The sequence below is a fragment of the Paenibacillus sp. FSL W8-0187 genome (assembly GCF_037969755.1).
Classification (GTDB): Bacteria; Bacillota; Bacilli; order Paenibacillales; family Paenibacillaceae; genus Paenibacillus_AQ.
In genome coordinates this window covers 4,840,896-4,855,549 of sequence record NZ_CP150206.1, presented here as the reverse complement: position 1 = coordinate 4,855,549, position 14,654 = coordinate 4,840,896, and the positions used below count along the sequence as shown (strand labels likewise).

At 48.1% G+C, this 14,654-nt stretch carries 17 protein-coding genes; all 17 read left to right on the top strand.

Translation table 11 applies throughout. The features are described from left to right. The first annotated feature begins 10 nt into the window (after positions 1-10). The 17 genes from MKY48_RS21780 to MKY48_RS21700 all read left to right on the top strand — a co-directional run bounded on the left by MKY48_RS21780 (position 11) and on the right by MKY48_RS21700 (position 14,621). Positions 11-1,354, top strand: a complete 1,344-nt coding sequence (locus MKY48_RS21780) for a flagellar hook-length control protein FliK (protein ID WP_339290839.1) — start codon at positions 11-13, stop codon at positions 1,352-1,354. Positions 1,355-1,374: 20 nt separating this feature from the next. Next, on the top strand, positions 1,375-2,028 hold the full coding sequence (locus tag MKY48_RS21775) for a flagellar hook capping FlgD N-terminal domain-containing protein (RefSeq protein WP_098747047.1): 654 nt from the start codon (positions 1,375-1,377) through the stop codon (positions 2,026-2,028). Continuing rightward, complete coding sequence (locus tag MKY48_RS21770; protein WP_098747045.1) at positions 2,025-2,414, top strand: TIGR02530 family flagellar biosynthesis protein; 390 nt, start codon at positions 2,025-2,027, stop codon at positions 2,412-2,414. The genes MKY48_RS21775 and MKY48_RS21770 overlap by 4 nt, the downstream gene beginning before the upstream one ends. A gap of 74 nt (positions 2,415-2,488) precedes the next feature. Then, positions 2,489-3,313 (top strand): flagellar hook-basal body complex protein, encoded by an 825-nt coding sequence (locus tag MKY48_RS21765; RefSeq protein ID WP_098747042.1) that lies wholly within the window; start codon positions 2,489-2,491, stop codon positions 3,311-3,313. Positions 3,314-3,364: 51 nt separating this feature from the next. Continuing rightward, the gene (locus tag MKY48_RS21760; protein WP_009594749.1) at positions 3,365-3,589 is read left to right on the top strand and encodes a flagellar FlbD family protein; all 225 of its coding nucleotides are present in this window, start codon (positions 3,365-3,367) and stop codon (positions 3,587-3,589) included. Continuing rightward, on the top strand, positions 3,586-4,050 hold the full coding sequence (locus tag MKY48_RS21755) for a flagellar basal body-associated FliL family protein (protein WP_339266225.1): 465 nt from the start codon (positions 3,586-3,588) through the stop codon (positions 4,048-4,050). Before MKY48_RS21760 ends, MKY48_RS21755 begins: the two co-directional genes overlap by 4 nt. A 35-nt stretch (positions 4,051-4,085) precedes the next feature. Then, positions 4,086-5,084 (top strand): flagellar motor switch protein FliM, encoded by a 999-nt coding sequence (gene fliM, locus MKY48_RS21750; RefSeq protein WP_076324984.1) that lies wholly within the window; start codon positions 4,086-4,088, stop codon positions 5,082-5,084. Beyond that, complete coding sequence (gene fliY / locus MKY48_RS21745; RefSeq protein WP_339266224.1) at positions 5,074-6,333, top strand: flagellar motor switch phosphatase FliY; 1,260 nt, start codon at positions 5,074-5,076, stop codon at positions 6,331-6,333. Before fliM ends, fliY begins: the two co-directional genes overlap by 11 nt. Before the next feature lie 29 nt (positions 6,334-6,362). Further along, positions 6,363-6,728 carry a response regulator gene (locus tag MKY48_RS21740; RefSeq protein ID WP_006211317.1) on the top strand — a complete coding sequence of 122 codons (366 nt, stop codon included), beginning with the start codon at positions 6,363-6,365 and terminating at the stop codon, positions 6,726-6,728. An 11-nt stretch (positions 6,729-6,739) separates the two neighbouring features. Beyond that, complete coding sequence (locus tag MKY48_RS21735) at positions 6,740-7,264, top strand: flagellar biosynthetic protein FliO (RefSeq protein WP_076324982.1); 525 nt, start codon at positions 6,740-6,742, stop codon at positions 7,262-7,264. Then, positions 7,261-8,013: a flagellar type III secretion system pore protein FliP gene (gene fliP / locus MKY48_RS21730; RefSeq protein ID WP_076324981.1), complete on the top strand. Its 753-nt coding sequence runs from the start codon at positions 7,261-7,263 to the stop codon at positions 8,011-8,013. Before MKY48_RS21735 ends, fliP begins: the two co-directional genes overlap by 4 nt. 39 nt (positions 8,014-8,052) lie before the next feature. Continuing rightward, positions 8,053-8,322: a flagellar biosynthesis protein FliQ gene (fliQ, locus tag MKY48_RS21725; RefSeq protein ID WP_009594725.1), complete on the top strand. Its 270-nt coding sequence runs from the start codon at positions 8,053-8,055 to the stop codon at positions 8,320-8,322. 11 nt (positions 8,323-8,333) lie between these two features. Then, complete coding sequence (gene fliR, locus MKY48_RS21720) at positions 8,334-9,122, top strand: flagellar biosynthetic protein FliR (RefSeq protein ID WP_076324980.1); 789 nt, start codon at positions 8,334-8,336, stop codon at positions 9,120-9,122. A gap of 20 nt (positions 9,123-9,142) precedes the next feature. Beyond that, positions 9,143-10,231, top strand: coding sequence for a flagellar biosynthesis protein FlhB (flhB, locus tag MKY48_RS21715; protein ID WP_098747031.1), 1,089 nt, complete (start codon positions 9,143-9,145; stop codon positions 10,229-10,231). A gap of 24 nt (positions 10,232-10,255) precedes the next feature. Beyond that, on the top strand, positions 10,256-12,289 hold the full coding sequence (gene flhA / locus MKY48_RS21710) for a flagellar biosynthesis protein FlhA (protein WP_339266221.1): 2,034 nt from the start codon (positions 10,256-10,258) through the stop codon (positions 12,287-12,289). Beyond that, positions 12,286-13,734: a flagellar biosynthesis protein FlhF gene (flhF, locus tag MKY48_RS21705; protein WP_339266219.1), complete on the top strand. Its 1,449-nt coding sequence runs from the start codon at positions 12,286-12,288 to the stop codon at positions 13,732-13,734. Before flhA ends, flhF begins: the two co-directional genes overlap by 4 nt. After that, positions 13,731-14,621, top strand: a complete 891-nt coding sequence (locus tag MKY48_RS21700; protein ID WP_339266217.1) for a MinD/ParA family protein — start codon at positions 13,731-13,733, stop codon at positions 14,619-14,621. Before flhF ends, MKY48_RS21700 begins: the two co-directional genes overlap by 4 nt. Positions 14,622-14,654 lie beyond the last annotated feature (33 nt).

Here is a 14,654-nt window from a genome sequence, read left to right as displayed (position 1 = left end):
AAATAAGACGATGACAATAACGGTACAAAACATGTCTTCATCCGTGAGCAGTCCCTCGGGAAGCGGAAAGACAAGCGCGGCGGGTCAAACGACAGCGGCTGTTTCCTTTGATGCGACACTGGCTTACCAGATGAACAGCAGCGGTAACAGCGCTTCAACAACTTCGACGGAAGTCGCTGCCAAGCTGGAATCCTTGCTTGCGCAGTATTCTTCGGAAACCGATGCATCACTTGAAGGTTTGATGGAATTGCTCCAAGGTTTGCTGCAGGAGCTGGACACCATGGATCAGGCATTAATGGAGGATCCATCCTTATTGCAAGAGCTGCAGAACTGGCTAACGCAAGCGAATCTTATGCTGAGCGGAGCTTCTCCTCAAGCACAAGAAAATTCGGATGGGAATGAGATATCTCCATTGGCTTCCAGACCAGAGACCATTCGATTTGCAGTACAGGATACGATCAGCCAGCTGGCATCGATGCTGTCCAAATCTGGTCAGGTGGATCTGACTACCGAAGCTGCTGTAAAACAGCTTGTCCAATCTTTCCATAGTCTGCTTGGTCAAGGAACAGGGACCGGGGAGAGTAAGGCAAGCGGCAGTTTTGATAACATCCTGGCCCAAAAGCAACCGGATGCCGTTCAGTCTAACATATCGACGAATACTTCAGGACAGTCGGCTTCATCACAAACAACGGGCCAAGCGAATGCCAAGTGGTCATCGCTGACGACAAGTACCGACGTTGATGGTACAGCAACTGAGTTCGTGATTAACGAAGGCGATTCGCTGTTGGAGCAAGGAACGGTCACTGCCGGTCAGCTAGCCCTGCGTTCAGGTACGCAAATTGCAGTAAAGCCTGCAGCTCCGCCGGTGCCTGTTGAGAACTTCGGAAGCGAAATGACTTCCTTCATTATTAATAAGCTCGAAATCGTGAAACAAACCGGTTTTACGGAAGCGAGAATCTCCTTGAATCCGGAACATCTGGGTCAAGTAGATATCAAACTTACGATGCAGAATGGCCAATTAATCGCCCAGTTCATGACACGTTCGACGGATGCTAAAGAGCTGATTGACCAGCAAATGGCACAGCTTCGAAGCGCATTGCAAGCTCAAGGGCTGCAGATCGAGAAAATTGAAGTTACGCAGAGCAGCCAGCCTTCCAATGCGAATCTTTATCAAGACGGCCGTCAGCCTGGATCAGGCCAGCAGCAGCCGCAGCACCGCTCAAAGGAGAAGGATAGTCCTTCCGATGATGCCGTGCTGGCCGCAAATCTGACGGAAGAATTGAACGATTGGATTGCTGAGCATCAAGCCGACGATGAACTTGTACAAGCAGGAACATTTACCGCGAAAGCCTAACAGTGAGGAGGTGAGCTTGGATGGCAACTAATCCGGTATCTACGAAAAATATGTGGCCCAACTATGCTAAAGGGAATGTCAGCAGTAAAAACGGAAACGGCCAGGAGCTTGGAAAGGATCAGTTCCTGAGCATCCTGATTACGCAATTAAGGCACCAGGATCCGCTTCAGCCGATGCAGGACCGGGAGTTTATTGCCCAAATGGCCCAGTTTACTTCCCTGGAGCAGCTGATGAATATCAATACTCAATTAACGGCAATGAGTCAGTCTCTGGGCGCTGCTTCAAGTTTGATCGGTAAACAGATCAGCTGGATGTTCAAGCCGGAGGATGGTTCGGAGTCCGTCATGAAGAGCGGTATCGTAGATTCCATCATTGTTCGTGAAGGCGTCCATTATGCCAAAGTCGGTGACAGTGAAGTATCGCTTGACCAGATTGTGAAAATCGAGAACGCTGTAACCGAGAATGATCCAGATGCATTGAATTCAGGTCCGACAGATCCTGAAATAAACAATCCGGGTCCTTCTGTACCTGACACCAGTAATCAGGGCCCAACAGATCCTGTAACAAACAATCCGGATCCTTCCGTACCCGAAACAGGCAATCCCGATCCGTCAGTTCCTGAAGCCGGAGATCCCGGACAAGGGGGAGAAGAGCCTGGGGGAACAGCGCCATGAGTGACCGCATGATGATAGGCCATTTATACCCTGGAAAAATACATCCCGCAGCGCTTCACAATGAACGAAAACCAGCACAAGCTCTGGTAAATCCACCCGCGGGCACGTTTCAGGAACTCTTAAGTGAGAATCTTCTTAAAATCAGCAACCATGCGGCGAAGAGACTTCAGCAGCGCGGCATTGAATTGAAGAGTGATCAGCTTGCGCAGATCCAGAGCGCTGTGGACAAAGCTGCAGCGAAGGGGAGCAAGGAATCTCTCATTTTGATGAAAGATATGGCTCTGATTGTGAATATTCCGAATCGGACCGTGGTCACTGCAATGGATGGCAAAGCGATGAAGGATAACGTATTTACGCAAATTGATAGTGCAGTTATTATTTCATAAATCTGGCTGGCCCGTGAGGAAGCCAGGCGGCCGCTGATCGACAGAAGCGGTCCATAACAAAAGGAGGAAAATCGATGTTAAGATCCATGTATTCCGGTATTTCCGGAATGAGAGGTTTCCAAACCAAGCTTGATGTCATTGGTAATAACATTGCCAACGTAAACACGGTTGGGTTTAAAGCGGGACGAGTGATGTTTAAAGACGTACTAAGTCAAACGATGTCCGGTGTCACGCCGGGAACCGACGATCCATCCGGTGGTGTAAACGCAAAGCAGGTTGGTCTTGGTGTATCGATCGGTTCGATTGATACCATGCATACCCCAGGCAGCGCGATGATGTCTCCGAATCCAACGGACCTGAGAATCGACGGAGACGGTTTTTTCATGGTGAAGCTTAGTGAGGATCAAGATGTGCCTTTCTTGACCCGTGCAGGCGATTTCCATGTGGACGTGGCACGCAACCTGGTAACGTCTGACGGTATGCTTGTTCTCGATGCGACAGGTGAGCCTATCCAGTTGGGCGATGATGTAACAGCATTCACGATTGCGCAAAACGGCGCCATTATTCAGAAGATGAGTGACGGATCAACGGAAGAGGGAGCCATCATTGGCGTTGCGAAAGTACCGAATCCGGAAGGTCTTGAGAAAATCGGCGGCAATATGTATCGCGTGACCCTGAATGCAGTTCCTGATGGCGATCTGGATGCCGTTATGTTTGAAGGGAATAATGCTGAAGAAGGAACTGGTGCGATTATTGCCGGTCAGCTCGAAATGTCCAACGTTGACCTGACAGGCGAATTCTCTGAAATGATCGTTGCTCAGCGCGGCTTCCAAGCCAACTCCCGGATTATCACTACTTCGGACGAAGTGCTTCAAGAAGTTGTCAATCTGAAACGATAAGGATGGAGAGGGAGGGGGAGCCCCCTCCCTCATTAAACAAGGAGGCTGTCCATGATATCGGTAACGAGGTTAAATGGTTCGCAGTTGTGGCTTAACGCGCTGTTGATAGAAATGGTTGAGGAGACTCCTGACACCTACATTACATTGATTAATGGAAAGCGCATGATTGTGCTTGAAAGTGCAAATGAAATCATCGCTTCCGTTAAGGCGTATCATCACGAGGTAGGCATTCATCAAGCTACCATTAAAGTGCAGCAATTGGAGGAACCTTCATGAAAAAGATGCTCCCCTGGTTAATTACGATCCTGTTATCCATTACGCTGATCGTTGTGGCGATCTTCCTGTTGTCGGACAAACTGCTTGGCGATAACAGTAAAAGTCAGGCTTCGGCTAATGCAGCGGCTTTATCCAAGTTGTCAGCCGATGAGATCGTCAAGATGACCTCGGAAATCACCGGGATCAAGACGAATCTCGCTGATCCTGAACATATTGCCCAGATGGCCTTTGCTTTTCAGCTTAATGACAAAAAAGCAAAGGAAGAATTCGATAAAATCAAGGAGATTAAAATCAAACCGATTATTATCAAAACGTTGGCCGACACGAAACCCGAGTTGCTTAATGACTCCAAAGGGCGCGAACAGTTTATTGGCAAGCTGCAGAACCTGATCAATAAGTCGTTAACGTCCGGGCAGTTAATTCAAATCGAAATGACAGAAGTAATGATCGTAGGTATCTAGACTGTTCGTCGGACGACCTGTAAGGGGGTGAGTAGATGGTTGATGTTTTATCGCAGAATGAGATCGATGCCTTATTGGCCGCTCTCTCTTCAGGGGAAATGGATGCTGAAGAACTGAAAAAAGAGGAAACGCAAAAGAAAATTCGTTCTTATGATTTTAAGAGGGCACTCCGGTTTTCCAAGGATCATATTCGGAGCTTGACCCGCATTCACGAGAATTTTGCACGATATCTGACTACTTATTTCTCAGCGCAATTACGTACTTTTGTGCAAATCAATGTGGTGCAGGTTGAACAGCTTCCATATGATGAATTTATTCGCTCCATACCCAAAATGACAGTTCTTAATATATTCGAGGCGGAACCGCTTGTCGGGCGCATGGTGCTTGAGGTCCATCCGAACATTGCTTACGCGATGCTGGACCGTTTGCTGGGAGGAACGGGTATTGCTCCTTCTTCCGTCAGCTCGATGACCGAAATCGAGACAATCATCATGGAGCGCATTTTCAGCCGGGCATTCGATAGTCTGCAGGAAGCGTGGAAAACGGTGCTGGACATCTCACCGCGCCTTGAGGCATTGGAAACGAATCCGCAATTTATGCAGATCGTTTCTCCGAACGAAACCATTGCGCTAATTTCCCTTAGCACCAAAATCGGCGATACCACGGGGATGATTAATCTGTGTATCCCGCATGTGGTGCTGGAACCGATCATGTCCAAGCTATCGGCGCATCAGTGGTTTATCTCGGAGAAAAAAGCGAGTGTTCCAGAGGAAGTAGATGCTCTTAAGCAGCGTGTAAGTAAAGCCAAGCTTCCGATTGTTGCCGAGCTGGGTGTTTCACAGCTTACGGTGTCCGAATTTTTAGGACTGAGTGTCGGCGACGTCATCTCATTAAACAAACCGATGCATGATGGACTTTCCATAAAGGTTGGGGACAGATTAAAGTTTATTGGCAGTCCCGGAACGATAAAAGACCGGGTTGCTGTACAAATCGATGAAATTGTCATCGAAGGAGCTGAAGAATTTGACGAGTAAAGACTATTTATCCCAGGAAGAAATCGACGCTTTGTTAAAACAGTCGGAAATGGCATCACCAGCATCAATTCCTTCGGCGGCGACTGTCGATGATGTATTAACACCTCTAGAGCAGGACGCGCTTGGTGAGATTGGTAACATTACCTTTGGAAGTGCTGCAACCGCTCTGTCTACCTTGCTGGGCAAAAAAGTGGATATCACGACACCCAAAGTGTCGATCATTAAGCGAAGCGAGTTTGAGGAAGAATTTCCGAAGCCGCATGTAGCGGTACATGTTACTTATGTGGATGGATTTGAAGGAATTAACTCTCTAGTCATTAAAACACGTGATGCTCAGGTCATTGCTGATCTGATGTTAGGCGGGGAAGGCAACCCCGTGGAAGAGGAACTCAACGAGATTCATATCAGTGCCGTTCAGGAAGCGATGAACCAGATGATGGGCTCTTCCGCAACGAGCATGTCAACGATTTTTAACCGGTTTGTCAATATATCGCCGCCAGGCATTGACATTCTGAACATGGCCAATGGTGAAGGGGTTAACAACCTTCCGCCGGATGAGACATTGATTAAGATTTCATTCCGATTAATTATCGGTGACCTTATTGATTCAACCATTATGCAGCTGCTTCCCGTTCATTTTTCCAAGGATATGGTTCACATGCTTATCAACGGGACGGAAGAGCCGCAGCCTGCGAAGCAGGAAGCCGCGCCGACGGTGGAAGCGCCTGTCAGTACACAGGAACCGGCTCAAGCACCGGCTAACCCTGTTAATGGCAATGACATGGGCCAAGGATTCGACTACGGACAAGGCTACGGCCAGCCAGTGCAAGGACAGGGAGGACAGATCCCGCAATCCATGCCATATGGACAGCCGCAGATGCCTTACCAAGGGCAGCCGCAACAGTATGGCGGCATGCCAAATCGCAATGTGAATGTACAGCCCGTACAGTTCGCTAATCTGCAATCTGCGCCATACACCCAGGTGGATGAAAACAATCTGAACTTACTGATGGACATTCCCCTTAAAGTCACCGTAGAATTAGGGAGGACTCAAAAGCAAATTAAGGATATCCTGGAAATGTCACAAGGTTCGATCATCGAGTTGGACAAGCTTGCCGGTGAGCCTGTAGACATCCTTGTCAATCATAAACTGATTGCCAAAGGCGAGGTCGTTGTCATCGATGAGAACTTTGGTGTACGCGTGACGGATATCGTAAGCCAATGGGACCGGATTCAAAAATTACAATAGCACAAACATTTTAGGGAGGATTTTTATCAATGGCTAACCGAATTCTGATTGTGGACGATGCTGCATTTATGAGAATGATGATCCGTGACATATTGGTCAAGAACGGATTCGAGGTTGTGGGAGAAGCACAGGACGGTGCGCAAGCAATCGAGAAATTTAAAGAACTTCGTCCAGATCTGATTACGATGGATATTACGATGCCGGAAATGGATGGTATCGCAGCGCTGAAAGAGATTAAAAAAGTCGATGCGAACGCAAAAGTGATTATGTGCTCTGCCATGGGCCAACAAGCGATGGTTATTGATGCGATTCAAGCTGGAGCCAAGGACTTTATTGTTAAACCGTTCCAATCGGACAGAGTCATTGAAGCCATCAATAAGACGCTTGGCGTATAAGGATTCTTCTTATGATGATGGCAGCTTCTGATGGATTAAGCTCAAGTAGTACTACCGGGTATTATTTACAGTTATTTTATGTCTTTATCGTACTTGCCATCATCGTTGCGTTGATCGTGTTCCTGATTCGCTTTCTCAGCAGAAAGAATCAGAGCTGGATGCAGGGCCGCTCCATTCGTACTTTGGGTGCGGTTGGGATGGGCCCTAACAAGTCCCTTCAGCTCGTCGAAATTGGGGGCATCATCTATGTGATCGGAGTTGGCGAAGACGTCCGGTTGGTGGACAAAATTTCTGATCCAGCTGAAGTTGCGCTTATCCAAGCTGCATTTGAACAGGATTCTGGAATACATAATGGGGCACTGCCGCCTTTCATAACGAAATTGGCGGCAAAACTCCGTAAAGGCAAACCACCGGAAGAAATGGAATTGGACGATACATCTTCTTTCCATGAAGTGTTCGAATCCAAGCTGCGCAGCGTACCGAACCGGAAAGAAAAGGTCGAAGAATTGCTGCGGGAGGATCAAAAAGATTCATGAATAAAAAGATCTCGTACGCTATCGCGATTTTCATATTGTTTGGATTTCTGTTTTCCCATACGGCATTTGCGGATCCGATTCCAAACATCGATATTCAAATCGGCAATGAGGGAGACACACCGGGGACAAGCTCCTTGTCCTTGATACTCCTGATCACCATTCTTAGCATTGCACCGGCGATACTGGTGCTGATGACTAGTTTTACAAGGATTGTTATCGTGCTTGGCTTTGTACGCACTTCGCTCGGCACACAGCAAACACCGCCAAACCAAGTGTTGATCGGCCTGGCCCTGTTTCTTACCTTATTCGTAATGGCTCCAACGTTGTCGTCGATGAATGATGTAGCGCTCCAGCCCTACCTAAAAGGTGAGATTACTCAAGCGGAAGCGCTGGATAAGGCTCAAGATCCAATGAAGAAGTTCATGTTCGCGCACACACGGGAAAAGGATCTGTTGTTGTTCATGAATTACACAGGCGCAGAGAAACCCGAATCTTACGAGGATATTCCGTTAACGGTTTTGGTACCGGCATTTGCCATTAGTGAGCTGAAGACTGGCTTTCAAATGGGCTTTATGATCTTCATTCCGTTTCTGGTCATCGATATCGTGGTTGCCAGCGTGCTGATGGCGATGGGTATGATGATGCTGCCGCCAGTTATGATCTCGCTGCCATTCAAGATTTTGCTCTTCGTTTTGGTAGACGGCTGGTATCTGGTCGTGAAATCCATGCTGATGAGCTTTAACACGTAGCAATAAGCGGCAAGTAATTCGAATACAGGGGGACTCGCCGTGAGCGCTGAATTTATTATCGGTCTGGCAGGACAAGCGGTCTATATTGTGCTCCAGGTGAGCGCACCGATGCTGGTTCTCGCACTGGTTGTCGGACTTATCATCAGTATTTTTCAAGCGACAACACAAATCCAGGAACAGACGCTGGCTTTCGTACCAAAAATTATTATTGTTCTTGTAGCATTACTGCTGTTTGGTCCTTGGATATTAACGACGTTAGTGGATTTTACCCACGGGATTTTGGACAATCTCTACAAATATATCGGATAGGCTGAGTGTCCATGGAATGGTTACAGCAAAGTTTACCTGTTTTCATGCTTATTTTTTGTCGAATAACAGCTTTTTTTGTAATATCGCCAGTGTTTACTTCACGTGGGATACCTGCTTCTTACAAAATAGGCCTTTCGGCCATCATTGCCCTGATCGTATATTTTTCGTTCGGGCTCGGAGAAGTGGTTCCGCAAGATCTGTCTTATGTCATATTGATTGTCCAGGAAGTATTGGTGGGACTGCTTCTTGGTTTCACTGCTTATCTTATTATGACCGTCGTCCAAACGGCAGGAGCATTAATTGATATTCAGATCGGGTTCAGCATGGCCAATGTCATCGATCCATTTACAGGGACTTCAACCCCATTAATCGGTACCTTCAAGTATTATCTGGCTCTACTGGTATTCCTGAGCATGAATGGTCACCATTATCTGCTCGATGCGATCATGTACAGCTATGATTGGATTCCGATTACGGGTGATGTGTTTGGGAAGATCCATGACGGCAATGTAACGGATTTTCTCGTACGGACATTCTCGCACTCTTTTGTATTGGCACTTCAAATGGCCGCTCCACTGGTAGCAGCCCTGTTCCTGACCGATGTCGGGCTTGGCTTTCTTGCAAGGACGGCACCGCAGTTCAATGTATTTGTTATAGGTATTATCATCAAAATCATCGTTGGACTCGTGCTGCTGATGCTGCTCATGCCGATGCTGGTATCACTATTTGATCATCTGTTTGCCAAAATGTTTGAAGCACTCCGGCAGTTGCTCGGCGTTATTGGAGACGGGCCGACTTAAGGAGGATGGAGGTGAAGCGGATGTCATACCGGTATCCGGTCGACTTACAGCTTTTCGCTGGTGAAAAGACGGAGAAAGCCACACCGAAGAAACGCCAGGATACGCGTAAGAAAGGCCAAGTTGCCAAGAGTATGGAGGTATCGGGTGCATCGGTTTTGCTGGCCGCATTCTTTTGCTTGTTAATTTTCGGCGGGTATATGAGAGACCGCATCGTTCGATTATTCACCGACATTTATATTAATCGGCTCTCCATGGACGTTACGAAAGACAATGTGATGCAGTTATTTGGGGAGTACGGTGTCCAAATCTTGCTTCTGCTGGCTCCGTTGTTTATCTCGGTGTTCGTTATTGCGCTGGTGGCTAATTATTTGCAGGTCGGGTTTATGCTGACGGGCGAGACTTTGAAAATGAAGTTCAGTAAAATCGATCCCATCAAAGGGTTCAAGAACATATTCTCGATGCGTTCCTTGGTCGAATTTTTGAAATCGGTCATTAAATTGACCATCATCGGTTACCTCGTGTACACCACCTTGTGGGCTGCGAGGGAAGGACTATCTTCCTTGTCAACGATGGGACCCGACACCATTTTTCATTTCGTGGCCGATATCACCATGTCACTGGGTTTCAAGATTGCCATCGGGCTGATTATTCTAGCCATTCTGGATTATATGTATCAGAAATATGATTACGAAAAAAACATTCGAATGTCCAAACAGGACATCAAAGACGAGTACAAGAAGATGGAGGGCGATCCGCTGATTAAGGGAAAGATCAGGGAACGCCAGCGTCGGATGGCACTTCAGCGGATGATGCAGGAAGTTCCGAATGCCGACGTTATCATCACAAACCCGACCCACTTTGCAGTGGCGATCAAATATGACGGGTCCATGATGGAAGCTCCGCAGATCATTGCGAAGGGCCAGGATTTCATGGCCTTGCGGATTAAAGAAATAGCGAAGGAACACGGAATTATAACGATGGAAAACAAGCCGCTGGCACGCGCTTTGTACCAACGGTCGGAAATCGGGGATTCGATTCCGGGAGACCTGTTCCAGGCCGTAGCGGAAGTGCTGGCCTATGTATATAAACTAAAAGGTAAAGTGAAATAATTAGGGACCGGAGGCGTCAGTGCAGTGAAAATAAAAGATCTATCTGTCCTTGCGGGTGTCATTGGCATCGTACTCATGATGATTCTTCCGATCCCGGTATGGCTGCTCGATGTACTCCTGATTATCAATGTCTCGCTGGCGCTTATTATTTTGCTGGTGGCCATGAATACGAAGGAAGCCCTGGACTTCTCCATTTTCCCTTCCTTATTGCTCATCACGACACTGTTTCGTGTAGCGCTTAACATTTCGACAACGAAGCTGATCCTGTCGGAAGCTAGCGCAGGTGAGGTTGTAGCCACGTTTGGTAAGTGGATAGCGAATGGTGAAATTGCGGTTGGCTTCATCGTCTTTTTGATTCTCGTTGTCGTACAGTTCATCGTCATTACCAAAGGCTCGGAGCGGGTAGCCGAGGTTGCGGCAAGATTTACGCTCGATGCGATGCCTGGTAAACAGATGAGTATCGATGCGGATTTGAACGCAGGTTTGATCAATGAGCAGCAAGCCAGGGAGCGCAGAAGAAAAATCGAGCGGGAAGCCGATTTTTACGGGGCTATGGATGGTGCAAGTAAATTCGTTAAGGGTGATGCCATCGCCACGATTGTCATCATGCTGATCAACCTGATCGGCGGGTTTATCATCGGGATCTCTATTCATGGAATGTCATTCGGAGACGCGATGAGCACTTACTCCATCCTGACGATCGGGGACGGATTGGTCAGTCAGATTCCGGCGCTTCTGATTTCCACTGCAGCGGGCTTGATTGTTACAAGAGCCTCTTCGGAAGGGAACCTGGCGGAGGATCTAACAGGGCAACTCTTCTCCTACCCTCATCTATTGTACATTGTTTCAGGTACCGTTCTGTTGCTAGGGATTTTCACACCCATTCATCTGATTACGACCGCACCGATTGCTCTCATCTTATTCATTGCGGCACGGAGGATGCAAAACAATCTGGATCGCAAGCAGGTCGAAGTGGAGCAGTTGGAGGAGGAACAGCAAATCGAAGAGGTTCGAAGTCCGGAAAGTGTGATCAACCTGCTTCAGGTGGACCCGATCGAATTCGAATTCGGGTATGGGTTGATTCCGCTCGCAGACGCGCAGCAAGGTGGAGATTTATTGGACCGGATCATTATGATTCGGAGACAATGCGCACTTGAGCTGGGACTCGTCGTACCGGTTATCCGAATTCGCGACAATATTCAACTAAAACCGAATGAATATGTCATAAAAATAAAAGGGAATGCTGTCGGCGGTGGTGAATTATTATTAAATCACTATCTCGCCATGAGCCCTGGGTACGAGGATGATTCCGTAACGGGGATCGAAACGACCGAACCGGCATTCGGGCTTCCTGCTCTTTGGATAGATGAAGCCATGAAAGAGCGAGCGGATCTTGCCGGCTATACGGTTGTCGATCCACCATCTGTTGTGGCTACCCATTTGACTGAGTTAATTAAGAGACATGCCCATGAGCTGATTGGGCGCCAGGAGACCAAGGCATTGGTTGACAATATTAGAGAAAGCTATCCGGTCCTTGTGGACGAGCTTATTCCTTCTGTGCTGACCATTGGAGAAGTACAGAAGGTATTGGCTAAGCTGCTCCGCGAAAAAATCTCAATCCGGGACATGGTCACAATTCTCGAGACCCTTGCGGATTACGGACATTATTCGAAAGATCCCGATGTCCTTACCGAATATGTTAGACAAGCCCTCTCTCGCCAAATTACACAGCAATATGCTCAAGAGGGCGAGGCCATGCGGGTTATCACGGTTGGACCGCAGCTGGAGAAGAAGATCGCCGAAAGCATCCAGCAGAGTGACCAAGGAAGCTATCTCGCTATGGACCCGGCATCGACACAGAGTGTGTTTCAGAAGCTCAGTGAACAGGTTAACCGGATCATTCAGATGGGACAGCAGCCTGTTCTGCTTACCTCACCGGCCATAAGAATGTATTTAAGGCAGGTCATTGAACGAAGCATGCAGGATATTCCGGTGTTGTCCTATAGTGAGCTGGAGCCGAACGTCGAAATTCAAAGTGTCGGAGTGGTGAACTTATGAGAGTGAAGAGGTATATCGTCGACACGATGCCTGAGGCGATGCAGCACATTCGTACGGATTTGGGTGCGGATGCCGTCATACTGAGTACGAAGGAAACCAAGGTAGGCGGATTCCTGGGGATGTTTACCCGTAAGAAGATCGAGGTGATCGCGGCAGTAGAGCAAGCGGAGAAATCCAAAGGTTCTGCTCCGATGAAGTCCAAAGTTCTGCCTGCTGTACCTTCTGGTGCTGTACCCAAGGCTTATCAACGAACGGCTGAAATCTCGAAGCCCGGTACACAGACCTCCACGAACTCTGCGAGTAACACGGATACAGCTTCCGGCGTACAGCATGAGGATGACTATAGTCGTTTTGCCGAGATTCTGAGCCAGGTTGCAGCTTCCGAGGAGGAAGTTAACAGGCAAAAGAACGAAGTGGGCCATGTGCAACAGCCTGCAGCAGCTGCACAAGCAGCGATGCGAAACGATCAAACGGAAACAGCAGCTTCCGTTGAATCTGTTCAATCGGTTCAATCATCCCGTGGTGGACAGGAGGAGTCTTTAAGTTCCCGTCTAGGAATTAGCGAATCCGAACAAAGAGTCCTTGAAGAACTTAAGGAAATGAAGGAATGGATTGCGCGATTATCCAGGCAAAATCTTGAAGCGCAGCATCTTCCTGAGCCGCTGCATTTCATTCGGGATCAACTGCTCAAGCAGGATCTTTCGGCCAAACTGACGGAAGAGTGGCTTACAGCTGCGGAGGAAGCCTGGAAAGCTAATCATATGCAGATGAGTGAGGCCGAGCTGCAGAACGTGATTTACAAGCAAGCTGAGGCGTTCCTTGAGGGGCGTATCGGCGGCGGCGTTCAACCCGAGACGCGGATTGTATATATCGCTGGACCGACAGGGGTCGGTAAGACTACCACGATCGCGAAGATCGCTGCAGAGCAGCTGTTCCGTAACCAACGCAAGGTAGGTTTTATTACTTCCGATACGTATCGGATATCTGCCGTTGAACAGCTGCGTACTTATGCATCCATTCTCAATGTGCCGATGGAAGTCGTGCAATCGCCTGGTGATATGCAGCGAGCCCTTCAGAAGCTGCAGGATTGTGATTTGGTGTTGATGGATACAGCAGGCCGGAACTATCGGAACGAGCTGCTCGTTTCCGAGCTTCAAAGCCTGTTCTCCCATTCCGATCAAAGCGAAACCTATCTTGTGCTCAGCCTGACCTCCAAGAGCAGCGATATGATAGAAATCGCGGATCATTTCAGCAAATACGAACTCGATAAGGTCATCTTCACGAAGATGGATGAGACCGGCAGTTACGGCTCCTTGTTTAATCTGATAGATGCCCATAACCTTCGCTTGTCCTATATGACCAATGGTCAAAATGTGCCGGATGATCTGTTGATGGCCGACAGCGAGCGGTTATGCCATCTACTGCTGGGAGAGATTCGTACATGACGGATCAAGCTCAATCGCTCCGCCAGCTTGTTTCTTCTCAGCAATCAGGGAACAGCGATAAGGCAGCATCTCCAAGAACGGCCAAGATTATTACGGTCAGCAGCGGTAAAGGCGGGGTTGGGAAATCCAATTTCACACTGAATTTTGCGCTGACTTTACAGTCGATGGGCAAAAAGGTATTGGTGTTTGATGCCGATATCGGGATGGCAAACATTGACGTTCTTATGGGCGTGAGCTCTCGGTACAGCTTGTATCATCTCATTCGCCGGGAGAAGAGCATTGAAGAAGTAATTCAATATGGACCGGACAAGCTTCCTTACATTGCCGGAGGTTCCGGTTTGGCTGACATGATGTCCCTGTCTGAAGAGGAAATGAATTATTTTATTTCACAGATTGAAATTATTTCCTCGGAAATGGACTATATCATTTTTGACACGGGAGCTGGCTTGTCCAAGGAAAATATGAGGTTTATTACGTCCGCTGATCAATGCCTTGTCGTCACGACGCCGGAACCGACATCCATTACGGATGCTTATGCCTTAATCAAGGTGGTGCACGGCACGGAAAACCAGGTTCCGTTCAGCCTAATTGTCAATCGTGCGGGTGATGAACAGGAGGCTCGGGAGGCAGCAAACAAAATTATTTTGACGGCCCAGCGTTTCCTTGATATTGACATCAAGCTGCTCGGCTCGATTGCCGATGATACGCATGTTGTTCAGGCGGTTAAGCGGCAGGTCCCATTTACAGCAGCTTATCCGCGATGTAATGCCTCTAGTGATATCAGACGGATCGCGCTTCGCTACATGACCGTTCCTGCTGCCACAGAGCCGAAAGCTCCGAAGGGAATCAAAGGATTTATGCATCGGTGGCTCAAACGTACGAAATGATTCTTTGCTTGGATTAATGGAAACTGAGGTGGA